Raw genomic sequence first — 26,815 nt, 5'->3', positions numbered from 1 at the left:
ATAATTAAAACATAAATTTCATTAACCAATGCTTCTATTGAGCTCATTGCAAAAGAAAAGAGGAAATATTTAATGAAACGATCGAATGTAAAAGAAAATTATCTGAAAGCTATTTTTAGCATGAACGGTACTGAAGAGTACGTTTCTAACAAATTAATAGCCGATAGCCTGAACATATCCGCTCCATCTGTAACTGATATGATCAGCCGCTTGGTTGAGGACAACTTGGTAGAATCCATTGCCTATAAGGGTGTACGTTTAACAAAAAAAGGACTTGAAAGTGCAATTAAAGTCGTTCGCAAGCATCGAATTACAGAACTTTTTTTAATGGAAGTTTTGAAATACGATATCACCCAAGTTCATAATGATGCTGAAACAATTGAACATTTAGAAAGTGATTATTTCTTTAATAAGTTAGAAATTTTGTTAGATCATCCTAAATTTTGTCCTCACGGTAGCATCATTCCGACTCTAGATAATTATCAAGAAATCTACCGTACACCACTAACTGAATTTCAAGAAGGTGACCAATTAATTTTTCGTCGGTGCATGGATAAACCTGAACTCTTAGAATATTTGCAGCAAATTAATTTGAAATTAAATCAAGAGATTAGACTTGAAAAAATTGATTCAACCAACCGGGTTTTTATTTTCTCATATAATGATGATCAAACAGCTTATTTTAGTTTTGAAATGGCTCAGCTCATATTTTGTGAGAAAGTTTAATACCTCTATCTCTTTAAACATTTAATTAAATTAAATAATCCTTTTATATAAAGATCACCGATTGGTTCAATCGGTGAGCTCTATTTTATTATTCTATTTTTTGAAAAGTAAAGGTTTGCGGAATATATATAACTTGCCTCTCATTTAAATCTTTTATGTTATCAAAAGTAAAAGAAAAGACCGTTTGACTTTCAGCTACTTGTATAGTTAACCTTTTAGATTGACTATCATAAGCAGATAGATAAACCGTATAGGTATAAGAGTGATATTTCTGGTTAGGGATAAATCCTTTAGGTAAAGCAACTGCTGATAATACACGGTATAAATTACCAAATGCATTTTTACTATTCCTATTATCAAGTGTCTGTTGGGCTAAATAATAAGCTTTCAAGAATCGTGACTTTGGATCATAACCGCCTGGTAGATCCTTAGCTCCATTAAATTTGTCTAAATTTTTTCTATCAAAAGTGGTTTCCAATAATCTTGCATGAGAAGAAAATTTTGGAGCATTAGTCATGATGCCGTAAGGATTTTCATAAACTTTTAAAGATTTTTTAAAGGGCTCAATTACAATGCATTTCCCTTCTGCATCAGTAAACATAAAATGGAAAATAGGAGTAATGACTTTTGTGCCATTAATATCATGACTTGATAGGTGAATGCTTGGTATAACTTCTAAAACTTCATCAATATTTTGACAATTACCCAAAATATAATTCATAAAATAAAAAGCAGAAACATTAGTTTTGCTTTCATCTACTTTGTTATCATACAAGCCAAAACCACCAAAGTCATTGGTAATTCCTATTAAACCGTGTTCATTGACTCCATCTTTCAAGGGGTCCATATTTCTAAATCCCACTCCCAACATTTTATATTGGGAATGATGGTAGCCACCCAGTAAATTTTCAGCGACGGGATATCCTTTTGGAAGATAGAGAATATTGTAGTCAACTGGCGCTTCCAAATCCATTGTTCGTCCGACAACATGACCGCCGGGGTAATTAATCTTAACTCCTGTACACATAAATAAATCCTTTCTTAATAACAATTTAAAAGTCCATGACTCTCAACAATTAATTTTCTACACTTTCTAGTGTATCATTAATTATTTCTTTAAGCGTTAAATGTGCTTTTACCCAGCAAATACTTTAAAATATAAATAAATTGGAGGAATAGAAATGACCATTAATAATTTTACCTTTTACAACCCAACTCGTATTCTATTTGGTAAGGGGCAGATTCAAGCAATTGATCAAGCCATTCCTAAAGATGCCAAAGTTTTAATTACATATGGCGGTGGATCTATCAAAAAATTTGGCACCTTTGACAAAATAGTCGCCGCATTGGGAGACAGAAAATGGGATGAATTCGGAGGTATTGAACCCAACCCCTATTACGAAACACTAATGAAGGCAGTAGATAAGATTAAATCAGAAGGATTTGACTTTATTTTAGCCGCTGGTGGTGGATCAGTCATTGATGGAACCAAATTTATTGCAGCTGCTTCCGCTTTTGAGGGGGATCCTATCGATATCTTCTCAGCTGGTATCGGTAAAGGCTTAACAATTAAAAAAGCACTGCCTTTTGGTACAGTTTTAACACTTCCTGCAACTTCTTCCGAAATGAATGCCGGAGCTGTAGTAACAATTAAAGAAAAAAATGCCAAGGTAAGTTTTGGATCGGTTCACACCTACCCACAATTTTCTGTACTTGACCCTGAATTAACCTATTCTCTACCTCAACGTCAATTAGCTAACGGAATTAGTGATACATTTGTGCATATTTTAGAAAATTATCTCAATCAACCTGTTGGTGCTATTTTACAAGATGGGTGGTCTGAAACAGCCTTGAAAGGCCTCATTCAACTAGCCCCTCAATTAAAAGAAGATAATCATGATTATGATGTACGAAGCAACTTCATGTGGATTTGTTCAAACGGCTTAAACGGTTTTATGAGTCCTGGCGTTCCTACTGATTGGTCAACACATAAACTAGGCCATGAAATCACCGCCTTTAACCATACCGACCACGCTAGAACACTAACCCCTGTTATTTTAGCCACTATGCAAGTTCGTTGGGAAGAAAAATTTGCTAAACTTGTTCAATACGCAGAAAATGTATGGGGTATTAGAAAAGGATCTGACGAGGAAAAAGCAAAAGCAGCTATTGAAGCCACACGCAAATTCTTCCAGTCTATTGGAATGCCTGTTACCCTTAAAGAAATTGATGTTGAAGCAAAAGACATCGATTATCTTGTCGACCAACTGGAGGCCCACAAATTTACTGAAATTGGTGAACATAGAACACAAACGCTAGAAGTATCTAGAGCAATTTATGAAAAAGCCTTAAACTAGATAAAAAAGCAACCACTTCAAATGATTTAAATAATGTGCCCCCCAAAAGTTAGAGTTAAAAACTAACTTTTGGGGGGCACATTATTTCTAAGCGTCCTTTTTAATATTTTTATAAGATTTATTATAGTTCTGAAAGAATTTTAAGTGTATCAAGCACTTGTCCTTCGACTCGGTTATTAAAATCATTTAATTCAGAACCCAAGACAACCACTATATATTCTTTACCATCTTTCTCAGCTAAAGTGGCCCAACACAAACCTGCTTCAAAGGTAGTGCCAGATTTACCTCCTAATATCTCAAAACCGTCTTGATAAAATTCTCGTAATTTTTTAAACACGGTACTTTCCATATAAACACCTGAGGGGTGTGCATTGGTTGCAGTCGATAAATAGTCCTTACGTTTAAAGATTGCTTCAAAATGACCATTTTTTAAAGCCTCTTTCAACAGCATGGCTATTTCCTTAGCTGTTGTTACTTGACCCGTTTGATCCATACCATCCACGCTTTTAAATTTAGTTTTTTTCAATTCCAGATCTTCGGCTTTTTCATTCATCCATTTGATAAAAGTCTTTTTGGATCCAGCTACATTAATTGCTAATGAATTTGCACTTTCAGCTCCTGATGGAAGCATGGTGCCATAAAGCAGATCGCGAAAACTGGTTGGCTCATATGGATAGTATCCTGCCATTGCTGCTCCTTCTTCAATTGCTTGATAGTAACTCGCTTCATCCACCGGTGCATAAGCTGATAGATTCTCAATATGCTCAAGTGCAACAAGTGTTGTCATAATTTTAACTAAGGAAGCAGGTTTGCGAGGGACATTGGCTTTTAAAGACAATTCTGTTTTATCCTCTGTTAAATTATAGACATAAATACTCTTAGAATAATAATCCTCTAAAGCTAGGACTTGATATGGATACAATAGATTTACAAAACTAATGAGTGTAAGTATTATCATCGATTTTTTAAAAAAAGATAAACTCTGCATCCAAAACGCCCTCTCTATTTAATAATTTCTTTTTTAGATTCTCATATTTTTTAAAGTCGGTCAAGTGATGCATTGAAATTTCTATTTTAATTCAAAAAACAGCCTAACCCAACATTAGGACTTAAGCTGTTAATTATTAATTATTTTGAAGTTTAATTTTATTCTGAGCAAGTTCTTTTTGAATAGCTTGTCGCTCTTGATCAGAAATTTGTTCACAAGAACAGCCTGTTATGTTTGTAGGGGGCTTAACATTCAATCCCGCCAAAGGACAATCCTTTACGGTGCAAGATGTGCACTTGCTCTTTCCAGCTTTCAAAGATTGCCATTCTTTTTTAAGAAGAAAAATTAATCCCCCTACAATTAAGAAAAGAATTAAAAATGTTTGAATATTCATTAAATGACTCCCTTTCTTAGGCGTTTAAAAGGATGAGAAAGTTGGTAGACCCTTTTTGCTGGCATTAAAAGAATTCCAATAAATAAAACCAGCATACCAATGGCTAAGAGGGTTAAGTAAGTTAAATGATTGCCTTCTGCTAATATTAAAGCCAATTGATAGACAATAAAAGAGATAAAGTAAGCATATAGCATTTGATACATAACGGCTTTAACAGCCATTTTATCATCGTTAAACTCTGTTCGCATAGCTCCTACTGCAGCAAAACAAGGCATACATAGCATGTTAAAAACTAAAAACGAAAGGGCAGATGCTGATGAAAAATAGGTGCTCATTTGACTTAAGAGGGCTCCTGAGTGTTCTGTAGTATCCGCTGATAAGCCTTGGATGACCCCTAAAGTCGAAACAATATTCTCTTTTGCTATAAAACCTTGAATCGTAGCTGCCACCGATTCCCAATTACCAAATCCTAAGGGCAAAAAGACAAAGGCTAACAAATTACCTAGGCTAGCTAGTAAGGAATCACTCGGATTATCCACTACTTGTAAAGTCCATGAAAAAGAAGATAAAAACCAAACTAAACATGAAGAAATAAAAATAACTGTTCCAGCACGTTTAATAAAGGCTTGAATTTTATGCCAAACAACTCGTAAAGTCGATGGCCAATCTGGCATATGATAGGCAGGTAACTCCATAATAAACGGAATTGGCTTGGAATGACCATAAAGGGCCTTTTTAAGCAAAATACTAGATATTAAGACAGAGGCTATTCCTAAGACATACATGGTAAATGCTACCCATTGACTGCCTCCAAAAATAGCATTGGCGATTAAAGCAATTACCGGCAATTTAGCCGAACACGGAATAAAAGAAGTCGTTAAAATTGTTAGTTTGCGATTTTGTTCATTCTCAATGGTTCTAGACGCTTGAATACCTGGTACCGAGCACCCGGATCCTACTAATAGAGGTATAAAGCTTTTACCCGATAAGCCAAACTTTTTAAAAACACGGTCCATAACAAAAGCAATTCTAGACATATACCCACAATCTTCTAAGATAGCTAAACAAAAGAATAGCATCGCCATTTGCGGAATAAATCCTAAGATAGCCCCTACTCCCGCAATGATTCCATCGACTATTAATGAAATAATTAAGGGATGAATCTCAATTGTTTTTAGAAAACTTGTCACTGCGTCAGGAACAATTCGTCCAAAAAGTTCATCGTTGATCCAATCGGTACCCATAGACCCAATGGTGGAAATGGAAAGATAATAAACACCGTACATAACCAATAAAAAAATAGGAATTCCCCACAAGCGATGGGTGACGATTTGATCAATCCTGTCAGTTAAGCTTAAGGAATGACTAGTCTCTTTCTTAATCGAGGCCATTGCTGTTTCAATCCAATCATAACGTTCGCTGGTTATAATTGACTCACTATCACTATCTAACCACTGTTCAGACTTAGTGACCATCAAATCAATTAGTGAACAATTTGCCTGAGCACAGTCTTTTTTAATCATCTTTTGATCACGTTCGAAGTACTTAATGGCCCAAAACTTATTTAAGCGCTCATGATTCAATTCTTTTTCTATCAGCGCTAATTGTTCCTCAACAATTGGGGAAAATTTGATGACATCCCCTATTTTTTCACTGCTTTGGATTGCCTGTATTAATTCTTGAATTCCTTTACGGCGATAAGCAGAAATTGACAAGACAGGTAAATGGAATATGTCTGACAAAACAGTTAAATCTAATTGAATACCCGCTTTCTTAACCAAATCTGCCATATTCACTGCAATAACCATTGGGATTTCTAACTCTAATAATTGAGTGGTCAAATAAAGACTTCTTTCAAGATTAGTGCCATCTACCACATTTAAAATTAAATCGGGTTGTTCATCTAATAGATAATCTCTTGATACAATTTCTTCCATCGTATAAGGAGATAAAGAATAAATTCCGGGCAAGTCAACAATAACTGTGGAGGGATCATTTATTAGTTGGCCCTCTTTTTTAGAAATAGTCACTCCCGGCCAATTTCCTACCTTTTGATTAGATCCAGTAAGCAAATTAAAAAGTGTGGTCTTTCCACAGTTGGGATTACCTAACAAGGCAATTCTACGCATTTTTCTCCCCTCCTGATAAAACAAGTGTTTGAATTAATTCAGCCTCACTCTTTCGAATAGAGAGTTGATACCCTCTCACCCGAATTTCAAGTGGATCACCTAAAGGAGCTAATTTAACTAATTCAATGACTGCGTTCTTTGTAATACCCATATCCATAATTCGTTTCCTAAATTGAGCTTGACCTTCAACTTTTATGACCTTCGCTTTCGATCCTACTTTCAACTGACTAAGGGCTACTAAATCTTTTTTATCGTAAGAAATTCTTTCAATGGTTACTCTTTTAGTGAATTCTTTACTCACACCAAGACGCGTTCCCTTTAAGTTAATAATCATTTCATCTTCTTGAGTGGATAGAATGGTTATTGAGGCTCCTGCAACAAACCCTAAATTAGTCAAATGCTTTTTCTGATCCGCTTCAGCATAAACATGCAAAATCTTGGCACTTTCACCCTTGCGTAAATAATTTAAAGTTAAAGTGTCCATTTGAGCACTCCTTTTAAGATGAGATAAATCTATACTATACTAAAGTTATAAGCTTCACAATATGAACTTATGCCGAAAACCATTAAAAAATTTATAAAATAATTTTAAATGTAAAATTCGAGACAAAAAGCTTGCAATTTTTTTCGATTCGTGGTAAATTTAATTCGAATTCGAGATAAGTAAATCGAATCCTATTAAATGCTTTGACTCTCTAAATTTAAAGGAGGAAATTTTATGAAAAAATTATTAGGTATCCATCACGTGACAGCTATGACAAATAGCGCTGAAAGAAACTACGACTTTATGACAAAAACTTTAGGCTTACGATTGGTTAAAAAAACCGTCAATCAAGATGATATTCATACATATCACACATATTTTGCGGATGACCGTGGAAATGCTGGTACTGATGTTACTTTCTTTGATTTCCCTAACCTTCCAGAAGGAGTTAAAGGAACAAACTCTATTTCGCGTATTGGCTTACGTGTAAAATCAGATGAGGCATTGGAATATTACTTAAAACGTTTTGAAGAGAAAAATGTTAAACATGAAGGTATTAAAGAATTGTTTGGTAGCAAAGTATTAGCTTTTGAAGAAGAAGATGGTCAAGCTTATCAAATCTTCTCAGATGAGCATAATGAAGGTATCCCTGGAGGAATCCCTTGGAAAAATGGACCTGTTCCTGAAGAATTCGCTATTTATGCTCTTGGACCGATTGAAATCACTGTTGGTTATTTTGATGAATTTAAAGCTGCATTAACAACTATCTATGAAATGCGTATTGTTGAAGAGCATGATGATGTTGCCCTCTTAGAAGTTGGTGAAGGCGGACATGGTGGTCAAGTGATTCTACGCAAAGACGTTGAAACTCCACAAGCGCAACAAGGATATGGACTCGTTCATCACGTTTCTTTCCGAGTAGCAGATGACGAAGCGATTCAATCTTGGGTAGAACGTTACCAAAAATTAGAAATTGGAAACTCTGGAATAGTCGATCGTTATTACTTTAAAGCATTATATGCTCGTATTGGCCATATTCTAATTGAAATCTCTACAGATGGACCTGGTTTTATGGGTGACGAACCTTATGAGAGCCTTGGTGAAATTTTATCATTACCACCATTCTTAGAAGGTCAAAGAGAATCAATTGAAAGTCAAGTTCGTCCATTCGATACTGTTTGGAAAGGAGAATAAACCATGGTTGAAAAAATCCAAAGTATTCACCATATAAGTGCCATAGTTGGCAATGTGCAAGAAAACTACGATTTTTACACTAACATTCTTGGTTTAAAACTTGTTAAACAGACAGTCAATTTTGATGATCCTTCCGTCTATCACACTTACTTTGCTAATTCAAATGTAGACAATGGAACTATTATGACATTCTTCCCTTGGGAAAATGAACATAAAGGAACAAAAGGTGGCGGCCAAGTCGGAAGGATTGCTTTTTCAATACCTAAAGGAAGCGTTGCACAGTGGGAAGCTCAATTAGAAAAACATAATATTTCTTATCAAAAGAGTGAAATGTTTGCTGCCACTACTTTAGAATTTTCAGATCCTCACGATTTGGATATAGCTTTAGTCGAATCAGAAGTAAATTCTGAAAACAATGAAATTCTTGGTTTCTATGGCTTGGTGCTATTATCTACTAACCCTCAAGGTACTCTTGATTTGTTAACACGTGAAATGGGTGCCAAACTTGTAGAAGAAGCTGACGAATACTTACATATTGAATTAACTGGTCCAGAAAAACACCGTGTACTACTTTTCAAGAAGGCACTACCTTTAGGTCGATTTGGTATTAGTACTGTTCACCATGTAGCTTGGTCTGTTGATCAATTAACTGATCTTCAAGCTTGGCGTGACTATTTAAAAGATGCTAATTACCATCTGACACCTGTCAAAGATCGTAAATACTTCAAATCTATTTATTTAAGAGAAAAAGGTGGCATTATTTTTGAATTTGCTACCAAAGAACCTGGCTTCCAAGTGGACGAAGATTTTGATCAGTTAGGTAGTCAATTGAAATTACCTGAACAATTTGAATCTAAGCGCGCAGAAATTGAATCTTCTTTACCTGATTTTAAAGTAGATTAGGCGAGTAGATACTATGTTATCTTATAAAGTTACAGACTTATCACCTAAAGATCAATACAAAGTTTTAATTGGTTCGGTCATCCCTAGACCTGTTACAATGATAGCCACACTAAACGACGATCAGAGCTTAAATCTAGCACCTTTTTCCTACTTTAATATGGTAGCTTACAACCCACCCACCTTAATGGTTTCCGTTCAAAGAAAAGGAAGAATGAAGGATACCGCTCGTAATATCCTAGCTAATAAGGAAGCCGTTTTTCACATCGTTGACCAAGAAAATTTGAAAGAGGTTAATCTGACAGCTAGTAATTTACCTAAAAACAAGAGTGAATTGGAATTGACCCAATTCACTCTTGCTAGCAGTCATTCGATTCAAACGCCTGGTATTGCTGAGATGAAAGTACGTTATGAAACAGTTCTACACCAACACATCGAGATTCCATCATCAAATGGTAAAGGGGTTTCAGCTGATTTATTTTTGATGAGGGTGATACATTTTCACCTTTCTGAGGAAGTTTATCAGGATTCTTATGTGCTTGCTGATCAGCTAAAACCAATTAGTCGTTTAGCAGGTAATGATTATGCAACTTTAGGCCAAACCATTCAACTTGAAAGACCAAAATAGGAGGTAATTATGGAATATATCTATCACGCAGCTGATAACGCTGATTATACTTTTGTCCTTTTACATGGAACAGGAGGAGATGAAACTAATCTCATTCCTTTAGCTAAAGAAATTTCATCCTCAGCTAATATCCTCTCGATAAGAGGAACTGTAAATGAAAATGGAGCCCTCCGCTATTTTAAACGGAAGGCCGAGGGACTCTATGACTTAGAAGATCTAGCGGAAAGAAGCGATGAACTTGTTGAATTCATCAAAAAGATGAGTAGCGAAAAAGGATTTGACTTAAGTAAAGTAATTTTTATCGGCTTCTCAAATGGATCCAATATTGCTTTAAATGTCTTAATTCACTACTCAGATATTTTTAACAAAGGAATTTTATTTGCCCCACTCTACCCTATGGCAATTGATCAGAATAAAGATTTATCAAATCATCAGCTATTCTTATCCATGGGTGAGGCGGATCCGATCTGTAGTATGCAAGCGAACAATGAGTTAATTAAAAAATTAACGGATGTTCAAGCAGACCTGTCTATTGAATGGGTTCATACACATCAAATTACACCTCAAATTGTTCAAGATGCCAAAAATTGGGTGTCGAATTTAAAATAGAATAATTACTCTTTAAGCTTTACCTACTTATGTCTAATTGGCATGAGCCTGGTAGAGCTTTTTCCAATTTTTTCGCGCTAATAGATAAATAATTATTCCTTTTAATGCAGTGGACAAAGACATGGCAATCCAAACTCCGGCTACACCGTATTTGGGCATAAACAACCAGGCGAAAGGAATTCTTAGCAAATTACAAACGGTATTAACACTTGCAGGGGCTTGCGTATTTCCTAAACCGTTTAGAAAACCACTTCCACCAATTTCAAAGCTCATAAATAATTGACTTAACCCAAAGATAAGCAAATAAACAGCCCCTAAAGCGATTGCTTGTGGATCATCTGGGATGAATAATTTGAAAAAATTCATTCTAAATACGATAAGAACTATGGTAGCAAACGAACCAATTGTCAGTAAGGAGCGAATGGTCGTTTGATAAATGCCTTCTACTCGTTCATAGAGTTTAGCGCCATAATTTTGGCCTACCATAGCCGTAATCGCCACTGCAAAACCTTCAGTGGTCATCCATGAAATCGACTCAATATTTGAGCCTACACTGGTAACAGCTAATGGCATAGCACCATATGAAGCAACATAACGATTCAGCAATACACTGACCAGCGCATGTACATTCGACTGAACAGAGGGTGGTAGGCCTATTTTAATTATTTGAACTAAGTTCTTACCATTAAAAGACCATAAATGAATGCGGCTGCGATAAATTAAATCTCCTTGTCGATAAATGGTATAAAGATACAGTACAAACACCATAAACTGAGCAAAAATTGTTGCCATTGCGGCCCCTTTAATTCCTAAAACAGGTATAGGGCCTAACCCAAAAATTAAAATAGGATCTAAAATAATATTAATGATAAGTCCAATTGTACTAACTGCAAAAGGTGTTTTACTATTACCTAGACTATTGTAGGCCCCAGAGAGAACAGGATTAATAAAAAATAAAAAGACACCCGAAGCAATCACAAGCAAATATTCTTCAGTCAGTTGATTGACGTCATCTTCTAATTGGAAGAAATTAATAAAGGGGTCTTTAAAAAGGATTAATAATCCTCCAAAAGCAATTCCCATAACAAGGGCCAACCAGAAACCATTATTAATATAAGAACGGGCTGCTTCATCGTCCTTTGCACCATAAGCTTGAGCTGTTAAAACACTCATTCCAATACGAGGAATCAACATCAACCCTGAAGCAATCCATAAGGCGAAACCTACTTGTCCAGCTGCCGCCACTGCCTCAGTAGAGAGTCTCCCAATCCAGGCAATATCGGTTAAAGTATAGGTCATTTGAATAAAAGCAGTTAACATTAAAGGTGTCGATAATTTCAACATTGTTTGGAATATCTTACCGTTTAATAAATCTAAATTTCTCATTGCTACTCCTCCATATCTCAGTAAATAGTAACAAGTTGGAGCACTAAATACAATCACTAAAAAGACTTAATGGAAAATAATATCTTCCATTAAGTCTTTTATCATTATTTAACTCCCCTGAGTATATTAGTGATTGAAATTTTAGTATCCCACTGTTTTGGGCCCTTTTGATAAAGCTCCCATCTTTTATCATACTTTTGAAAAATGGTTGTAATTTGATTAATCTTCTCTTGATCTTATTGTAAAAGTAGTTTTTTTGATAATCGAGTCAGAATTTCTAAATCAGCTAGTCGATTACATTCAATCATATCTCGATCTAAATTCATATCAAATTCCGGATTGTCCGAAGTAATATGTTATTTTAAGTAAATGACTCTTTTTCAAAAAAAGCTACTTAAACCTTTGTAAAAAAAATTTTTACTCGCAAATTTTAGCGATGGATAAGACTTTAACTAGACAATTAAAGTTAAAGTGATAAATTGCATACAATGAAACAGCAAAATTAACCTTAGACAAAACGTGTATTAAAACAAACATATACAAAAAAGTATATCCTATCCTGACTTATAAAAGGATAAGATATTTATAAGTATTTTTCTATTCCCCTTATCAGTAAACTTTGGTAGGCTATAGGTAATATGAGAATTTAAAGGGGATTGTTTGGATGAAGTCAAAACAAAATATAATGCCAGGCCTTTTTTTATGTCTATTATTAGCAGTATTGGCTAGTTTTCTAGCTAAACTTTCTATCGGTGATTTCTCACTAGGGATTATTGGAGCCCCTGTTTTCGCCATCTTTATTGGGATGATTATTAGTCTTTTCCAACCTCAACTTGCTAGCCATTCTAAATTTCATAAGGGGATAAGTTTCTCCTCTAAGAAAATACTACAAGGGGCAGTCATTCTTTTAGGCTTTTCTCTAAACCTTTCCATGATTATAAAAGTCGGTGGTAAAAGTTTACCTGTTATTATTTCGACAATCTCTATCGCCCTATTGGTTGCCTGGTTCTTTAATAAAAAGCTTGATATGGAAACAAAATTAGCCACCTTAATAGGAGTCGGTTCGGCTATTTGCGGCGGATCCGCTATTGCTGCTACTGCTCCTGTTATTAAGGCAGATGATAAACAAGTCGCTCAAGCCATTTCAGTCATCTTCATTTTTAATGTGTTAGCCGCTTTGCTCTTTCCCGTTTTAGGCTATAATTTGGGTTTAGGTAGTGAAGGTTTTGCTATCTTTGCAGGGTCAGCAGTCAATGATACCTCTTCTGTCACAGCCGCAGCTGCAACAGCAGAGAACTTCTATCAAGTTGAAGGCATTCTTTCAGCAGCTGTGACTGTTAAATTAACACGGACTCTTGCCATTATTCCCATCACAATCGGCTTATCTATCATTCAAGCTGGTAAAGAAAATAAGAGCTCAAAAACAAGCATTTTTAAATTAATGCCAACATTTATCCTCTATTTCATTTTAGCTGCTGTCATTACTTCAACAATTGACTTTCTTCCAGCTAATTCTTTTACGACTATTTATGGTGAAAACTTTATTCCGCTAATGAAACTGCTAGCCAAATTTTTTATCACTATGGCTATGACAGCTATTGGCTTGAATGCTCAATTACATGAACTCATTAAGGAGGGAAAGAAGCCTATCATATTGGGCTTATCATGTTGGATAGCTATTAGTCTTGTATCATTATCTGTACAAGCTTTGACCGCTACTTTCTACAGTAATCTTACTTAAATAAAAAAACGGTCAACTAGTACATTCATCTAGTTGACTGTTTTTAAAATTTTAATTAGTTGATTGATCTGAAAAAAACCATTTTTTATAGACCTTATCGATCAGTAAAGTTACTAATATTTGCACAACTACAGCAATCAGAACAGTTGCAGGTAAACTTTTTAATATTCCAATAACTGATTGAATGTTGAGTTTACCTTGAATTGTTATAGCAATAAGACCCATGATAAAAGAAAAAATGATGGCTGGAGGAAATTGTCCCAGTAAAAAAACTAGCCAATTTGGTCGACTTACTCTTAAAAAGTCAACAAATTTTTGAGCCATTTTAGGTATATTCAGAATAAATGACCCTAAAATAATAGAAGCTGGTAGAATAATAATTAACTGAAACAAATAACTGGATAGCTGAAAATTCCCTTGCATTTGATTCATAATAAAGGGCATTATGATACCCAAATGCGTGGAAAACGCATAACTTTTAAATGTTGGAAAATCGATTGAACGCAATATCATGTCACCTTTCTGTCTTTAATAGTAGTTCTTACACTCTAACAGATTTAGAGAACTTTTAGCAAGCTTTTTGCCCACTCATTCTTTTCATTATACCGTCTTTAAAATAGTAGTAATCACCAAATATTTCTTCCTCCACTCCATTAAAGTAAATATAAGTGCCATCAGGAAATAAATATAAATCCTTCTTAAAACTATCAGGTATCACTATATCTTCCAATTTATTCAATCCATCAATCTTCAAATTCTTAAAACCTTCATTAAAATGAGGGATCATTCGTTTTTTAGTCAAACCTAAACCTGATAAGTATCGTTGGTAATTAATGTTTATGGCTTCTCCTTTTTTTACTGGAATCGAATACACACAATCAGCCGCATTCATTGAACCGGCAGAGACACCTATTATGGTTCCTTCAAAACTTTTTAATTGATCTTTTAAATGAATCTTGTGTATAAACTTATTTTGAGTTGGAAGATGTCCACCAGCCAAAAATAACAAATCTATATTTTTCAACAAGTCCTTATGAGATGCATTGTTGTGAACTACTCTAAATTCACTAAAAGTAAATCCTGAATGTTCAAATCTTTCTCTATCCAAACGAGCATACTTCTCACTACCATTTATATCTTCTGGATTTGAACTAATAAACACAGCTCTAATTGGATTATGCCCTAAATCTGCTTTTAACTTTTCAAGAAAAGCATTTTTCTGACTTAAGCCTTCTTGCCCCTTTATCATAATATGACTGGTTAAATAAAATTTCATCATTCATCACCTAATCTTATCCAATACCTTTGATCAGTTGTTCCATCTGGGTAAAGTACCTCATTTTCTAATACTCCACCATTATTTAAAATCGATTTTGTGGATCCAATATTATCTTTATTGCAAACCATAAGCACTCTTTTAATGCCTAATTTTTTGCATTCTTCCAGAGCAAGACCAATCATAGCTGTGGCATAACCCTTGCGCCGTTCACTAGGCCGAATCCCATCCCCTATATGACCACCTTTTAATAACAGAAAATCATTGAGATAGTGACGAATATTGACTGCTCCTACCAAAATGTTCCGGTCACGATCGAGACAAAAAAAGGTCGAATCTGGCACACGGTCTGAGGGGCCGGCTTCTTTATCTTCTATACTATTAAGATATCCCTCAAAATCATGTGGATCATGACGAAAGATGGCCGATGGCGAACCATCTGTTTGATTTCTTTCAATATCGTCTTTCCACTCTTCAATCATCTCAATTAATAAGGGCTGGTGTTCTTTCTTTAACTTAACTAATTCGATATTCATAAATTTTCCTCCTGAGCTATTAATGGTCTCCTTCATAGAGCTCAGATTGAGTCTTGAAGATGATTGACCTCATTTCTTCATTACGAATCTCTGATAAATCGTCTACCGTTTTATTTAATAAACTTTTTAACTCTAGTACCGTCTTTTGTATTTCATTTAATTCCCAATTATTCTTTTCTTCATCTGGCCAATCACTCTCTAGTAAAAGATGATCTCCTGCTATTTGCTGAACATAGGCGCGACCCTTTTTAGAATTTAACATCGTCGGATGAACCGAGAGATAACCGCCTCGATCTCGATGTCTGGTTAATTGGTCACTCGTTCCATTGAAGCGATGTAAGATTGCTTTGATATTTTTAGCAGAATAACTTTCTAATAAATCCAACACTCTTGAAGCTGATTGCACCGCATGAATGGATAGAACATATTGTACATCTATACGCTCAGCTATTAGCGATAAAACATTTGAGAAGACATATATCTGTAGATCCTTATCTGCTTTTTCTAAACCATTAGCAGAAAAATCTAAACCGACTTCTCCTATTAACAAACTTTGGTCTAAATTCTGTTGAAAGATAGCTAATTCTCTATCCGCTTGCTCCTTAGACTCAATCCACCAAGGATGAAAACCCAATGATAAAAAAGGTATAAGCGTTTTATCTAAATTCATTTCTTTGAGGTTATCCTTTAATTTAATAAAACCTGAAGGTGTGACAGTTTGAGCCACAATTTTAAGCTTTTCTCTAGCAATTGTTTCTAAAAATAACTGACGCGCCTGTTGATCTATTATAAAATCAAAGTGATAGTGACTATCTATTAGATACATAATCTCACCTCTCTTTCTTCTTTCAATTTACCAAATTCTATACTCTTCCATACCGGCTAAACGTCGAATCACCTTTCCTGCTAACATCATACCCATAATTGGTGGCATATAACTCATCGAACCTAAGGTTTGTGATTTTGTATTGCCAGTAGGATTTTCAACTTTAAAAGGTTGTTCGTTAGAATAAAGAACCTCTAAATTTTTAATGCCTCTTCTACGGCATTCTAAACGTATAATTTTTGAAAGTGGACAATATGATGTCTTTTCAATCTTACTGAAGTTTAAGTAGCTTGGATCTAATTTATTCGCTGCACCCATGGATGAAAGTAAGGGCAGTTGTTCTTTTTGACAAAAGGCTGCGATTTCTAATTTTTGAGAGATAGTATCGATACAATCAATCACATAATCCACTTTTGGTAAATCCGTTAAAATTTCCTCAATATTATCTTTAGTTAAAAATATTTGACGAGCATCCACTTGGCAATCCGGATTGATTTCAGCTATCATCGCTTTCATAACATCCGCTTTGACCCTACCCACCGTTGATGAAAAGGCGAGAGCTTGACGATTTATATTACTTTCTTCAATGGTATCTCCATCAATAATAATTAAATGTCCCACTCCTCCACGAGCAAGTGCTTCAGCACAAGCAGAGCCTACTCCACCTAGACCCAATACGACCACTCTTGATTGAGCTAACCGACTTAAGCCCTCTTCTTTTAAGAGTAAGCTTAACCGTGAGAGTCTTGCTGGTATTGTCACTTCCATAACATCATCCTTAATCTTTTAAATTTATTATCTTTTTTTATTATAACATCATCGCTCTAATTAGTTGTTATTAAAAGAGGTGATCATAAAGATCACCTCTTTTAGCTCTATTAATTTTACATTTGCTCTTTATGAAAACGACTTAAGAACAATTTAGTTCGCTCATGTTGCGGCTCATTAATAACTTGCTGGGCTAAGCCATCTTCTACAATAACGCCTTTGTCCATAAAGACAACACGACTAGAGACATCACGTGCAAAAGCCATTTCATGAGTGACTACAATCATCGTTAGACCTTCTCTAGCTAATTGAGTCATGGTGTCTAATACTTCTCCCACCATTTCCGGGTCAAGCGCTGATGTTGGCTCATCAAACAGCAATAATTCCGGATCCATTGATAAAGCCCGAGCAATGGCTACTCTTTGCTGTTGTCCACCTGACAATTGCTTGGGACGGGCATTTACATAAGGAGCCATGCCAACCTTAGTCAAATTAGCCATCGCAATTTGCTCCGCTTCTTCTTTTGTCCGTCCTAAAATTTTAACCTGTCCAATGGTACAGTTCTTTAAAACATTCATATTATTAAAAAGGTTAAACTGTTGGAACACCATGCCCACTTCTGCTCGATAGTGATTTAAAGGGTAGCGATTAGCCATCACTGACTTGCCTTTATAAAGGATATCTCCTCCACTTGGCTGCTCTAGAAGATTGAGACATCTTAGAAGGGTTGATTTACCAGACCCTGAAGAGCCAATAATAGAGATGACCTCTCCTTTTTCCACCTTAAAATCAATGTCTTTTAAGACTAAGTTATCCCCAAACTTTTTAGATAAGTGAGCAATCTCTAAGATTTTATTTCCATTAGTCATGTGTTTTTACCCCCTTGACCGCTTCGGTAGATGAAGACTGAACAACTGTATAAGAATGAGAACCTGACATCTTTTTCTCAATTAAGTTTAAAATACGTGTGGTTGTAAACGTTAATACAAAATAAATCATCGAGGTAATTAAGAATGTCTGGAAAGTTTGATAGGTCGATCCTGCGACAGACTTAGAAACAAAGAACAATTCTGTCACTGCAATAACATTTAAGACGGAAGTATCTTTGATATTAATTACAAACTCATTTCCTAGAGTTGGTAGAATCGATAAGACAGCTTGCGGCAATACCACATGTCGCATGGTTTGTCCGTGGGTCATACCAATTGCTTTTGCCCCTTCATATTGTCCCTTATCCACCCCATGAATACCGCCACGCATGACTTCAGATAGATAGGCCCCCGTATTAATCGAAACAATAAATAAAGCCGCTGTCATCGAAGAGAGATCAATGTCAAAAAAGAGTTTCAGTCCATAGAAAATTAACATAGCTTGAACCATCATCGGTGTGCCTCTAAAGACTTCAATATAGGCAACTAATAGAAAATCCACTATTTTAAACAAGTAATAAGAAGGACGACCTTTTTGGAACAAATCTTTCATTGAACGGATCACTGCGATTATGAGACCAATCACGGACCCCACAATCGTTGCAAACAAAGCTATGAAGAGTGTATTCAAGGCACCACGAATAAATTGATTACCGTAAGTAGCCCACAAGGCTTGAACATCTTGCCAAAAACTCAGGTCTTCTTGTCCTTGATTGAGTTCAACCATTTCTTTCATCAATGCTGTACGTTCTTCTTCTTTAATCTGACTTAAAGCTTGATTAATTGGGCCTACCAAAGGACTTCCCTTGCGTAAACCAATGGCGATTCCAGTATCAACCTGACTTAAATCAAAACCACTCTCTTTAGCAAATTTTACATAAGTTAAATCGGAGTTAGCAGCTACAGCTGCCATTGCTCCTGGTTCCTCGGATAAATAGGCATCGATTTTACCTGAAAGGACTGAAGAAATCATGGTTGGAAAAGAATCCAAAGCCGTCCCTTTCTGGACACTAGGTATTTGATCAATTAAACCATAATGGAAGGTATTTAGCTGAGCGGTTACTTTAGCGTTTGAGAAATCTTCGATAGATTGAGCATTGGCAAAATCAGAATCTTTGCGAACCACCAAGACCATCTGACTTTCATAATAATTATCAGAAAAGTCAATTTCCTTCTTACGATCTGGTGTGACTGACATGCCAGCAATAATAGCATCTACCTTACCAGAATTTAAAGCGGGTGGTAGTCCATCCCACTCTAATTTTACGATTTCTAATTCTAAACCTAACTGTTGCGCTAACTCTTGTGCGATATGTACATCATAGCCATTTGCGAACTCTCCTTTAGAGTTTGAAATAGGAAGCGCTCCATTAACTAAAGAAGGTTGTGACCAGTTAAAAGGCGAATAATTTGCTTCCATCCCTACTTTTAAAACACCAGGATCTTCTAAACCTTCTTGGATCTGTTCAATATCAATAGATGGCAGCTTTTTATCTTCAGCACCTACAATCGTTTTAACAGGCCATAGCAATATAAACATTAAGATTAAGACACTGAGCTTTTTAAACAGTCCTTGATTCTGTTCCATTTTGATCCTCCTCGTAATTTTTTACTATAAAAACCAAATATACCTTTTATAGTAAATTTGGTCAAGTTTGCCTAGTGTAGTCTATAAGCGAGCGCTTTTGATAATTTATACGATTAAATAATAGATATTTATTATGACAGTATTTTTATGATTTAAAGCTAGAAAATTAAAGTTAATTCCAAAGAAGAATTGTTGGACTATTCAAAAGATGCTATTATATAGGGAATCAATCCTCTTTTAGATAAGAGCTCAGAAAGACTATACAAAATAAGAATAACTCTCATTAAAAACTCAAAAAATAAATAAAGGACTAATTGATATGAAGGCAAAAAATATTTCTCCAAATCCTAATAAATTAATAGAAATTTATACTGAAGCTATCAACAAAGAGGGCGAACATTTTTCACTTGGATATTTTATTGACACTAATCCTAACTATACAACTGTAATCTCAATTAATGAATGTGGAATGATTGAAAGTTTTCAATATAGAAAGAATACTTTTATATCAAAAATTGTATCTTCAAGCTCCTATCTTACAAATTTCAAAAAAATAATCCATTATAATAAATCAATGAATCTTTACGATCCTTATTCGCTTACTAAAGTATATAAGGAACAATTTGAAGGAAAAAATTTTCTTAATGATTCCACTTTAGTTGATAAACAAGTTTCCATTTTAACAACAAATAATGATTTTATTCTGCAAGGTACTATCACTAAAAACACAAACGAATCATTCACCCTTTCTTCCTCAACATTCAATAATCTAACAGAAAATGCGCCCTACGAAATCCAAAATAAAGATATTGTACTGATTGATTTCCTTAGTATTGAAAATAAATTAATTGAACAAATAAAGTTAGAAAAAAATCCAATATAGAAATTTTTATTTGGATCACTCTCAAAAAAAACTTACTTTAAACTTCAACTTTATTCTGCTCTATTTAACTCGTTAAATTTTTTCTCATTCAACCAAAGTAAAAGATAATTTATTATCTTATTAAATTGCATTATAAAACTCCTTTGGATCATGATTTTTAATGACCAAAGGAGTTATTTATTTATATTTAATTGTTAAATTTAGGGGTTATTTTAAACTGAATATTTTTAGTTCCATTCAGCTAAAGAGCCCATTGGATCCCACGGTTCTAATTCAATGATTGGTTGATTAAGAGCCTCTAACCATTTTTGATCAAGGTACTTCTTATCAACAGTCACTTGATAGTTATACTCGTCAAACCATTGATCGCTCATTGAGAAGATACCCTTATCGCCAGATTTTTCACCCCAACTGTTCTCAACCTTCCAATTAACTGGGTTTCCATTTGCATCCAAGTCTACTCCTACTAAAAGCATAGCATGGGTTAATAGACTGTCTCCATAATCTAATCGTTCAGCCTTATTTAAGTGTGGAGCTTCAGTTAAGATTGCTTCGTAATCATATAAGTCTTTGTCCATAATACCTGACTCGCGGTCACTCATTTTACCAACATCGCAACCGAACCAAACCGGATGACCTTCTTTAATAGAAGCAATGGCAGCCTCTTTGAGCACTTCAATCGGTGCATTAATATAAGTGATTGGATTCCCTTCAGCTACAGATGCTAAGTATTTCACAGTGAAAGCACGACCAAATGGTTTATCTTCGGTTGGTGCATTAATAACACTTATCTTACCTTCTAAATCCCAGCCAACATATTTACTGAAGAATTCTTGCGGCGTGATATCTTCAATGCGGTGATAGTTATTTTCTTTATCACGGTAACTATAAGAGAATTTCTCCGGCACCTGACCTAAAGCTTTTACTAAAATATTGTAAATAACATATAACATGTCTTCTTTCATTGCAGTTAGTTCTTCATTTGAAGCGTTATTCTGGTGAGCTGCTCTCAATTCTTTAGCAAAAGCTCTCAAACGTCTTGTAATTAAAGAAACCATGCCATAGGTATTTGAAGAATGATAGGTTTCTGGCATCACAGATTTTGGTACAGAACCGTATTTTTTTAATAGGGCAGTAAACATATCCCATTGTCCACCATCTTCAACTGGAGACTGCAATAGGTGTTGAACAACTCGAGAATTTACTGGTTCATCTGCTGTTTCAATAATTGCATCCAAGAAGAAATTTGCTTTTTCTAGCTTATCCCAAAATAAAGTATAATTTTGGGAGAATTCAAAACTTTCTAGGTTCAATTCTTCCATCGCATTCACACGGGCGCCATTTAAAGCCGCAAACATCCAGCAACGACCACTTTTCTTTTGATCGGTAATTTTACCGTGTTTTGTCTCATCTGAGAACACAAAGGAGTGAGCTTTAACCACTTCATTATTGAAGGAAGCCTGATTGAATCCTACTTTTGCGATTGCATTTTCAACCGCATGATTACTAGGGTTTGCTTGATATTTATTTTTGAATGATTGAATTAATTCTTGATTGATCGTCATAGTCATTTCCTTTCTTTTGCAACATATTTTAAGAGTCCATCCTACTAATTAAGATTTTTCTCTTTTAATTGAGCTAGTCTTTAAATATTTTTCTAAAGATTAGCTTTAAAATTCTTAAATATTATTCACATCACTCCCTCTAATAACCAATCACATTAATTAAATAATAAGAGATAGGCTGGCTTTCAAAGCTTAAATCTCTTAATACATTATATGGAACAATAGCCATCCACAAAAATATTTTATACTATTTTTAGCTTACTTTCAACATTTTTTTAGGTTAGCCTAAAAATAGAATGTGTCGCCATAATCGAAACCGGATTTATTGTCAATATTCGAATATACTTATAGTTTAAGAAACTCTTGCCACAAATCCCGCACTTGATCAATTTCATAGTGAATCACCTGATTAAAATCATCCTTAGAGCAAATATATTGAACAAAACGGGCTCCCAAATAATAACCACAATCAGACCTACCTTGATAATTTACCCAATCACCAAAATAATTTTGATTATCAACTGTCATTTCAGCCAGGTCTCGGTCAAAGTCTTGCTTCATCTTTGGTAGTCTTCGATCACACCATTCTAGCCAACCATTTACGTCTTGATGGAAATAATTGAAATCTCCTACTAGCTTTTGTTCAAAGTACATGGCAACTCCTTCCGTAAAAAGTAGCCAAAGAAAATAATCTTCTCCCTGATAACTTTGATTGAAGGCTCCATGTTGCATATGATAAATATGCCCTAACTCGTGATAGATTAAATTATGCATCGATTGTTCACTGGTCAAATCCAACTCAATTATTTTCTCAATCCCCAAAAGAATATACAATTGATTATCTAGCTCGATGGCCCAGCCAGCCCCATTACAAAGTCCTAAGTAAAGCATAATAGTGACATCTAATCTTTTACCGAAAGTTTGAAAAATTTTATTATCTAAATTGCTCGTTAGTTTTTCAAAAGAATGAATAGCTTCTAATCGCTTTTGTCTTTGTGAAAAAACCAAATTTAAAATGGGCAGATAGTCTTTTTCAAAACTAAAGCGACCACTGGCTATTATGGATTGTACATCTTCAATAAATAGCTTTTGCCGATTGTGTAACCATTCATTAATGTATTTCTTCCATAAGTCAATTTGAAACTCTCCATTAATATAGAGCTGGTCAATTTCACTAGTTGCATCTATAATTTTCATACATAACCACCTCTTTTGATTATCTAAGTACTCTTTAAAACTCTATCTCTGTCTAACTCATTTCATCTATTATTGGTTAACAGTCTCAAGCCAACGAGCAATTTCATTAGCTATTTTTTCTGGTTGGTCTTGATAGATGGAATGACTCGTGTTTTCGATAATTTTCATAGTAATATTATCATTTAAGCGTTTTGACCTTTTTAGCTTGACCGGCAAAACCTCTTTGAAATCACTAAGTAGAAGCAATGTAGGGGTTTTATATGCTTTACCAGTAATTGTTAATTGAATCGAATGATTGAGACTCAAAAGGTTCAAACTACTCTCAACGTTCATATACTTATAATTACCGCTAGATAAAATCTGCTTTGTTTTAATTAGATCATCTTCCAATGATACGCCAAGATCTTCACTTGATAAAATCCCTCCATCAAGCAATACGACTTTGGTAATATTACTTAAATGAGTGGCTAGAAAAGCTGCTATTTCACCACCGATTGAATGCCCTATTACAATAGACGGTTTTTCCCCGACAGTATCCCTATAAAAGTTAATCAGATCTTCTTTATTTCCTACATTGTCATTGAAGGCTTCTCCATGTCCTGGTAAATAGAGATAATTTACTTTTAAACCTTTATCAGATAATAATTTCAGAAAATTTTCACTATCTTCCTTTCTGCCACCAAACCCATTAATAAAATAGATAGATTCTTCTAACATATTACTCTCCTTTATCTTACAAAAGATAGATTATTGAGGTGTATCAATACATACATAAATTATATAGCTAACTAAAAAAACGTTCAAAGTATACTTGAATTTATGCTTACATTCGAATGAATCAACCATAAAATATTTAGTTAAATAAGGCCATACTTTAATTCTAAAAAACAAAAATAATAATTACACTTCAAAATACTAATAGTTACTTATTCGTTGGTTTTTAATAAGTAGTAATTACTATTTAATTTATATCTTACACTCTACTTGTCTATTAGTATGCATCCCTTTTTCCTTTTTTATAAATTTACTCTACTTTTACTTAAATTTTACTTAGAATTTACAAAGCTTTGCTATCTTATATTCAGATGACGGAATCATCAATAATTTAAAAGAGGGATTGAGCAAATGAAAAAAACAGTAATCTTATCACTTTGTGCTTCTGTATTAATGTCTGTCTGTGCTCCGACTATGGCTTCTGCTAAGCAAGAAGAAGGACAATGGTCTGAACTTCCTGTCGCTACTTTAGAAGAAGGTCGTGCGTTAACTGAAGATTTATCATTAATTTCTGAAAGCCAAGCTAAATATGTTTTCCTATTCATCGGTGATGGAATGGGAAATATTCCAGTTTCAGCTGCTGAATATTACTTAGGACCAGATAATGGTGATGAAGGTAAAGGTCAAGCTCAAGCTCAACCTTTAAACTTCGCTAAATTCCCTGTTGTTGGTTTACAAAACCCAACTGATGCTGATCACTATGTGCCTGACTCTGCAGCTACTGCTACAGCTTTTGGTAATGGAGTGAAAGTTAATTCAAATGTAATCGGATTGACTCCTGGATACACTGAGCAAACTGAGTCGATTGCTGAAAAAGCTCAAGCTCAAGGCAAAGCAGTTGGTATCCTTTCTACTGTTACTTTAAATCACGCAACCCCTGCTGCCTTCTATTCAAATGTAGAGCATCGTGGAAACTACTATGAAATTGGTGAACAAATGGCAGCTTCTAACTTCGATTACTTTGCAGGTGGTTCACTTGGTAAACGTACAGGTGCTGAGGATGATCAAACAGACTTATACGAAGTTATGGAAGAAAAAGGCTATTTAGTAGCTGATACCCAAGAAGAATTTGATTCTATTTCTGCAGAAACTGAAAAAGTTTATGCTCCTGCATCTGTACTTTCTGAATTAGATGGTTCTTCAATGAAATATGCGATTGACCGTCAAGAAGGCGAACCTACGTTAGCGGATATGGTTGCTAAAGGAATCGATGTTTTAAGTGCAAACGAAGAAGGATTCTTCATGATGACAGAATCTGGTAAGATTGACTGGGCAGAGCACGCTAACGACGCAGCAACCACTATCAAAGAAGTCATTGATTTCCAGGATTCTATCCAAGAAGCAATCAACTTTTACTACGAGCATCCTGAAGAAACACTAATCGTAGTGACTGCCGATCACCCTACTGGTGGATTCACAATCGGTAACTCTGAAACAGGTTATAACTCATACTTCCACTTATTAGATAATCAAAAGGTTTCTCAAGAACAATTCGATGTCATCTTTGCGCAAGCTAAGGAAGAAAATCCTGAAATGACCTTTGAAGATGTTGTTCCATTACTAGAAGAAAACTTTGGCTTCATCTTTGATTTAGAAGCTGAAGAAGAAGTAATGACAGCCGGTGAGGTTGAAAAAGCTGCTGAAGAAGGTGAAGCAGAAGCTAAGGACTTAATGTTAGTAACTCCTTATGAATTAGAAGAATTGCGTTATGCATTCGAACAGCAAATGAAGCCTGCTGAAGAGCGCAACCTTGGTCAAGCTGATATTATCAAAGGTTACCATGCCTATGAGCCATTATCCATTGCAGCTACTCGTTTATTAGCTCGTAAAGCTGGGCTGGCCTTTACAACTGTTGACCACTCTCCTGAAAAAGTTCCAGTATTTGCAATCGGTGCAGGTGCGGCTATGTTCGAAGGTAATTTTGAAAACACAGATATTGCTTATAAGATTTTAGCGGCTATGGGATTATATGAAGGTGGCGATACAAAAATGGCCCCTTTAGAAGTAACTAAGAAATTCTCTGGTTCAGCGGAAGAGGAACCTGCGGTTGAAGAAACAGAAAAAGAAAGCGCTGAAGCTGAAACAAGTGAAGAAGAAGTCACTGAAACTGAAGGTGCTTCTGAAGAAGAAACTGAGGAAAGCTCTGCTGAGTAAATTACATTCAAATCATGTAAAGCACAGCTGTTAAAAAGCTGTGCTTTTATTATTTAAGGAGAATTATATGAAGCTAAAGACAGTTATACCACTTTTTATTTTAATAATTAGCCAGTTAGTCGATATACCTACTATCGAAGCTAATGATTTGTCATTGGATTCCTTGCCTTTCAAAGGATACTATATAGCTCCAGAAGAAAGTGGAATTGAAGGCCTACTTTTTCAAGACAATCAATTGATTGTCTATATAAAAGATGTTTCCAGATACGCTCATTCTGAACATGAACACGACCATAATCAAGAAAATGTAGAAAAAAACAATGTGAATCCTGAAAGTGAACATGCGCATGAAAATCACTCTGATCTTGCAGTAGACCAGGAATTCATTGAATGGTTATTTCAATTCAACTCTTTTCCCTACCCGGATCTTCAAGCATACTCAACATCTGTTCAGGAAAGATATAAAGAAGAGAATAATCTTCCCACTGATTTAAAAAAGGAATATCTAGCAATCACAGAAAAAATAACTCCCGAAATGACACAAAGAAATATCCTAGATTTGATCAATCAAACCATTCCTAATATATTCTATACACACAAAAATAATTATAATTATTTCATTATTTCTTGCCCTACTGTCACTAAAAACAATAAAGAATGGATTGTCGAATTGTTTGGTGAAGAAATCTTTATTTTCTCCCAAGATGAGGGTAAATTATTAGATAATCATGGAAATACATACGAATATGTAGATGGAATTACCCCTAATTAAATAGGATAGGA

The 26,815-nt window shown here is 34.9% G+C and carries 26 protein-coding genes; 10 read left to right on the top strand and 16 right to left on the bottom strand.

The window, feature by feature from the left end; all coding sequences use genetic code 11:
• The first annotated feature begins 72 nt into the window (after window positions 1-72).
• Window positions 73-726 (top strand): metal-dependent transcriptional regulator, encoded by a 654-nt coding sequence (locus NW240_RS00695; protein WP_258435507.1) that lies wholly within the window; start codon window positions 73-75, stop codon window positions 724-726.
• An 88-nt stretch (window positions 727-814) separates the two neighbouring features.
• Here the strand turns inward: NW240_RS00695 and NW240_RS00690 are convergent, their stop codons facing one another.
• Complete coding sequence (locus tag NW240_RS00690) at window positions 815-1,753, bottom strand: linear amide C-N hydrolase (RefSeq protein ID WP_258435506.1); 939 nt, start codon at window positions 1,751-1,753, stop codon at window positions 815-817.
• Window positions 1,754-1,907: 154 nt separating this feature from the next.
• Between NW240_RS00690 and NW240_RS00685 the strand changes: the two genes are divergently transcribed.
• Window positions 1,908-3,083 (top strand): iron-containing alcohol dehydrogenase, encoded by a 1,176-nt coding sequence (locus NW240_RS00685; protein ID WP_258435505.1) that lies wholly within the window; start codon window positions 1,908-1,910, stop codon window positions 3,081-3,083.
• Between the two features lie 121 nt (window positions 3,084-3,204).
• Here the strand turns inward: NW240_RS00685 and NW240_RS00680 are convergent, their stop codons facing one another.
• From NW240_RS00680 to NW240_RS00665, 4 genes are all read right to left on the bottom strand, one after another.
• Window positions 3,205-4,005, bottom strand: coding sequence for a D-alanyl-D-alanine carboxypeptidase family protein (locus tag NW240_RS00680; RefSeq protein WP_258435504.1), 801 nt, complete (start codon window positions 4,003-4,005; stop codon window positions 3,205-3,207).
• A gap of 202 nt (window positions 4,006-4,207) precedes the next feature.
• Window positions 4,208-4,465 (bottom strand): hypothetical protein, encoded by a 258-nt coding sequence (locus NW240_RS00675; protein WP_258435503.1) that lies wholly within the window; start codon window positions 4,463-4,465, stop codon window positions 4,208-4,210.
• Window positions 4,465-6,594 carry a ferrous iron transport protein B gene (gene feoB / locus NW240_RS00670; protein WP_258435502.1) on the bottom strand — a complete coding sequence of 710 codons (2,130 nt, stop codon included), beginning with the start codon at window positions 6,592-6,594 and terminating at the stop codon, window positions 4,465-4,467. Before feoB ends, NW240_RS00675 begins: the two co-directional genes overlap by 1 nt.
• Window positions 6,587-7,078, bottom strand: a complete 492-nt coding sequence (locus NW240_RS00665) for a ferrous iron transport protein A (RefSeq protein WP_258435501.1) — start codon at window positions 7,076-7,078, stop codon at window positions 6,587-6,589. Before NW240_RS00665 ends, feoB begins: the two co-directional genes overlap by 8 nt.
• Before the next feature lie 234 nt (window positions 7,079-7,312).
• Between NW240_RS00665 and NW240_RS00660 the strand changes: the two genes are divergently transcribed.
• The 4 genes from NW240_RS00660 to NW240_RS00645 are packed head-to-tail and all read left to right on the top strand — an operon-like array spanning window position 7,313 to window position 10,409.
• Entirely contained in the window at window positions 7,313-8,272 is a 960-nt protein-coding gene (locus tag NW240_RS00660) for a VOC family protein (protein WP_258435500.1), read from the top strand.
• A gap of 3 nt (window positions 8,273-8,275) precedes the next feature.
• The gene (locus NW240_RS00655; RefSeq protein WP_258435499.1) at window positions 8,276-9,175 is read left to right on the top strand and encodes a VOC family protein; all 900 of its coding nucleotides are present in this window, start codon (window positions 8,276-8,278) and stop codon (window positions 9,173-9,175) included.
• 13 nt (window positions 9,176-9,188) lie between these two features.
• The gene (locus NW240_RS00650; protein ID WP_258435498.1) at window positions 9,189-9,800 is read left to right on the top strand and encodes a flavin reductase family protein; all 612 of its coding nucleotides are present in this window, start codon (window positions 9,189-9,191) and stop codon (window positions 9,798-9,800) included.
• Between the two features lie 9 nt (window positions 9,801-9,809).
• Entirely contained in the window at window positions 9,810-10,409 is a 600-nt protein-coding gene (locus tag NW240_RS00645) for an alpha/beta hydrolase (protein ID WP_258435497.1), read from the top strand.
• Window positions 10,410-10,442: 33 nt separating this feature from the next.
• On the opposite strand, the gene NW240_RS00640 is transcribed toward NW240_RS00645, so the two are convergent.
• On the bottom strand, window positions 10,443-11,795 hold the full coding sequence (locus tag NW240_RS00640; RefSeq protein WP_258435496.1) for an MATE family efflux transporter: 1,353 nt from the start codon (window positions 11,793-11,795) through the stop codon (window positions 10,443-10,445).
• 664 nt (window positions 11,796-12,459) lie between these two features.
• On the opposite strand from NW240_RS00640, the gene NW240_RS00635 reads away from it, so the two are divergent.
• On the top strand, window positions 12,460-13,536 hold the full coding sequence (locus NW240_RS00635) for a YeiH family protein (protein ID WP_258435495.1): 1,077 nt from the start codon (window positions 12,460-12,462) through the stop codon (window positions 13,534-13,536).
• A gap of 51 nt (window positions 13,537-13,587) precedes the next feature.
• Here the strand turns inward: NW240_RS00635 and NW240_RS00630 are convergent, their stop codons facing one another.
• The 7 genes from NW240_RS00630 to NW240_RS00600 form a co-directional block, all read right to left on the bottom strand.
• Window positions 13,588-13,968 carry a hypothetical protein gene (locus NW240_RS00630; RefSeq protein ID WP_258435494.1) on the bottom strand — a complete coding sequence of 127 codons (381 nt, stop codon included), beginning with the start codon at window positions 13,966-13,968 and terminating at the stop codon, window positions 13,588-13,590.
• A 136-nt stretch (window positions 13,969-14,104) separates the two neighbouring features.
• Window positions 14,105-14,812 carry a Type 1 glutamine amidotransferase-like domain-containing protein gene (locus NW240_RS00625; RefSeq protein ID WP_258435493.1) on the bottom strand — a complete coding sequence of 236 codons (708 nt, stop codon included), beginning with the start codon at window positions 14,810-14,812 and terminating at the stop codon, window positions 14,105-14,107.
• Window positions 14,812-15,348, bottom strand: coding sequence for a GNAT family N-acetyltransferase (locus NW240_RS00620; protein WP_258435492.1), 537 nt, complete (start codon window positions 15,346-15,348; stop codon window positions 14,812-14,814). The genes NW240_RS00625 and NW240_RS00620 overlap by 1 nt, the downstream gene beginning before the upstream one ends.
• A gap of 19 nt (window positions 15,349-15,367) precedes the next feature.
• Window positions 15,368-16,174, bottom strand: a complete 807-nt coding sequence (locus NW240_RS00615) for a TatD family hydrolase (RefSeq protein WP_258435491.1) — start codon at window positions 16,172-16,174, stop codon at window positions 15,368-15,370.
• A gap of 27 nt (window positions 16,175-16,201) precedes the next feature.
• The gene (locus tag NW240_RS00610; protein ID WP_258435490.1) at window positions 16,202-16,942 is read right to left on the bottom strand and encodes a tRNA threonylcarbamoyladenosine dehydratase; all 741 of its coding nucleotides are present in this window, start codon (window positions 16,940-16,942) and stop codon (window positions 16,202-16,204) included.
• 116 nt (window positions 16,943-17,058) lie between these two features.
• Window positions 17,059-17,811 (bottom strand): amino acid ABC transporter ATP-binding protein, encoded by a 753-nt coding sequence (locus tag NW240_RS00605; protein ID WP_258435489.1) that lies wholly within the window; start codon window positions 17,809-17,811, stop codon window positions 17,059-17,061.
• A complete protein-coding gene (locus NW240_RS00600) occupies window positions 17,804-19,459 on the bottom strand; it encodes an ABC transporter permease subunit (RefSeq protein ID WP_258435488.1) in 1,656 nt (551 codons plus the stop codon). The genes NW240_RS00605 and NW240_RS00600 overlap by 8 nt, the downstream gene beginning before the upstream one ends.
• Before the next feature lie 319 nt (window positions 19,460-19,778).
• Between NW240_RS00600 and NW240_RS00595 the strand changes: the two genes are divergently transcribed.
• Window positions 19,779-20,342 carry a hypothetical protein gene (locus NW240_RS00595; RefSeq protein ID WP_258435487.1) on the top strand — a complete coding sequence of 188 codons (564 nt, stop codon included), beginning with the start codon at window positions 19,779-19,781 and terminating at the stop codon, window positions 20,340-20,342.
• Window positions 20,343-20,569: 227 nt separating this feature from the next.
• On the opposite strand, the gene NW240_RS00590 is transcribed toward NW240_RS00595, so the two are convergent.
• The 3 genes from NW240_RS00590 to NW240_RS00580 form a co-directional block, all read right to left on the bottom strand.
• Window positions 20,570-21,913: a C1 family peptidase gene (locus NW240_RS00590; RefSeq protein WP_309302388.1), complete on the bottom strand. Its 1,344-nt coding sequence runs from the start codon at window positions 21,911-21,913 to the stop codon at window positions 20,570-20,572.
• Window positions 21,914-22,252: 339 nt separating this feature from the next.
• Complete coding sequence (locus NW240_RS00585; RefSeq protein WP_258435486.1) at window positions 22,253-23,104, bottom strand: hypothetical protein; 852 nt, start codon at window positions 23,102-23,104, stop codon at window positions 22,253-22,255.
• 69 nt (window positions 23,105-23,173) lie between these two features.
• Window positions 23,174-23,821, bottom strand: coding sequence for an alpha/beta fold hydrolase (locus NW240_RS00580; RefSeq protein ID WP_258435485.1), 648 nt, complete (start codon window positions 23,819-23,821; stop codon window positions 23,174-23,176).
• 408 nt (window positions 23,822-24,229) lie between these two features.
• Between NW240_RS00580 and NW240_RS00575 the strand changes: the two genes are divergently transcribed.
• Window positions 24,230-26,032 (top strand): alkaline phosphatase, encoded by a 1,803-nt coding sequence (locus tag NW240_RS00575; RefSeq protein WP_258435484.1) that lies wholly within the window; start codon window positions 24,230-24,232, stop codon window positions 26,030-26,032.
• Window positions 26,033-26,099: 67 nt separating this feature from the next.
• Complete coding sequence (locus NW240_RS00570) at window positions 26,100-26,804, top strand: hypothetical protein (RefSeq protein ID WP_258435483.1); 705 nt, start codon at window positions 26,100-26,102, stop codon at window positions 26,802-26,804.
• Window positions 26,805-26,815: the final 11 nt, after the last annotated feature.

It is taken from the genome of Facklamia sp. 7083-14-GEN3, assembly GCF_024742075.1.
Taxonomy (GTDB): Bacteria; Bacillota; Bacilli; order Lactobacillales; family Aerococcaceae; genus Facklamia.
The sequence above is the reverse complement of the archived record's forward strand: the minus strand, read 5'-3'. Positions and strand labels throughout refer to the sequence as shown.

Excerpts from the sequence above, each read along its gene's own strand:
- NW240_RS00620 (WP_258435492.1), bottom strand. The coding sequence starts at position 15,348 with ATGAATATCGAATTAGTTAAGTTAAAGAAAGAACACCAGCCCTTATTA.
- feoB (WP_258435502.1), bottom strand. The coding sequence starts at position 6,594 with ATGCGTAGAATTGCCTTGTTAGGTAATCCCAACTGTGGAAAGACCACA.
- NW240_RS00575 (WP_258435484.1), top strand. The coding sequence starts at position 24,230 with ATGAAAAAAACAGTAATCTTATCACTTTGTGCTTCTGTATTAATGTCT.
- NW240_RS00610 (WP_258435490.1), bottom strand. The coding sequence starts at position 16,942 with ATGGAAGTGACAATACCAGCAAGACTCTCACGGTTAAGCTTACTCTTA.
- NW240_RS00635 (WP_258435495.1), top strand. The coding sequence starts at position 12,460 with ATGAAGTCAAAACAAAATATAATGCCAGGCCTTTTTTTATGTCTATTA.
- NW240_RS00590 (WP_309302388.1), bottom strand. The coding sequence starts at position 21,913 with ATGACTATGACGATCAATCAAGAATTAATTCAATCATTCAAAAATAAA.
- NW240_RS00615 (WP_258435491.1), bottom strand. The coding sequence starts at position 16,174 with ATGTATCTAATAGATAGTCACTATCACTTTGATTTTATAATAGATCAA.
- NW240_RS00640 (WP_258435496.1), bottom strand. The coding sequence starts at position 11,795 with ATGAGAAATTTAGATTTATTAAACGGTAAGATATTCCAAACAATGTTG.
- NW240_RS00660 (WP_258435500.1), top strand. The coding sequence starts at position 7,313 with ATGAAAAAATTATTAGGTATCCATCACGTGACAGCTATGACAAATAGC.
- NW240_RS00585 (WP_258435486.1), bottom strand. The coding sequence starts at position 23,104 with ATGAAAATTATAGATGCAACTAGTGAAATTGACCAGCTCTATATTAAT.
- NW240_RS00605 (WP_258435489.1), bottom strand. The coding sequence starts at position 17,811 with ATGACTAATGGAAATAAAATCTTAGAGATTGCTCACTTATCTAAAAAG.
- NW240_RS00630 (WP_258435494.1), bottom strand. The coding sequence starts at position 13,968 with ATGAATCAAATGCAAGGGAATTTTCAGCTATCCAGTTATTTGTTTCAG.
- NW240_RS00695 (WP_258435507.1), top strand. The coding sequence starts at position 73 with ATGAAACGATCGAATGTAAAAGAAAATTATCTGAAAGCTATTTTTAGC.
- NW240_RS00665 (WP_258435501.1), bottom strand. The coding sequence starts at position 7,078 with ATGGACACTTTAACTTTAAATTATTTACGCAAGGGTGAAAGTGCCAAG.
- NW240_RS00685 (WP_258435505.1), top strand. The coding sequence starts at position 1,908 with ATGACCATTAATAATTTTACCTTTTACAACCCAACTCGTATTCTATTT.
- NW240_RS00570 (WP_258435483.1), top strand. The coding sequence starts at position 26,100 with ATGAAGCTAAAGACAGTTATACCACTTTTTATTTTAATAATTAGCCAG.
- NW240_RS00690 (WP_258435506.1), bottom strand. The coding sequence starts at position 1,753 with ATGTGTACAGGAGTTAAGATTAATTACCCCGGCGGTCATGTTGTCGGA.
- NW240_RS00600 (WP_258435488.1), bottom strand. The coding sequence starts at position 19,459 with ATGGAACAGAATCAAGGACTGTTTAAAAAGCTCAGTGTCTTAATCTTA.
- NW240_RS00580 (WP_258435485.1), bottom strand. The coding sequence starts at position 23,821 with ATGTTAGAAGAATCTATCTATTTTATTAATGGGTTTGGTGGCAGAAAG.
- NW240_RS00650 (WP_258435498.1), top strand. The coding sequence starts at position 9,189 with ATGTTATCTTATAAAGTTACAGACTTATCACCTAAAGATCAATACAAA.
- NW240_RS00675 (WP_258435503.1), bottom strand. The coding sequence starts at position 4,465 with ATGAATATTCAAACATTTTTAATTCTTTTCTTAATTGTAGGGGGATTA.
- NW240_RS00625 (WP_258435493.1), bottom strand. The coding sequence starts at position 14,812 with ATGAAATTTTATTTAACCAGTCATATTATGATAAAGGGGCAAGAAGGC.
- NW240_RS00645 (WP_258435497.1), top strand. The coding sequence starts at position 9,810 with ATGGAATATATCTATCACGCAGCTGATAACGCTGATTATACTTTTGTC.
- NW240_RS00655 (WP_258435499.1), top strand. The coding sequence starts at position 8,276 with ATGGTTGAAAAAATCCAAAGTATTCACCATATAAGTGCCATAGTTGGC.
- NW240_RS00595 (WP_258435487.1), top strand. The coding sequence starts at position 19,779 with ATGAAGGCAAAAAATATTTCTCCAAATCCTAATAAATTAATAGAAATT.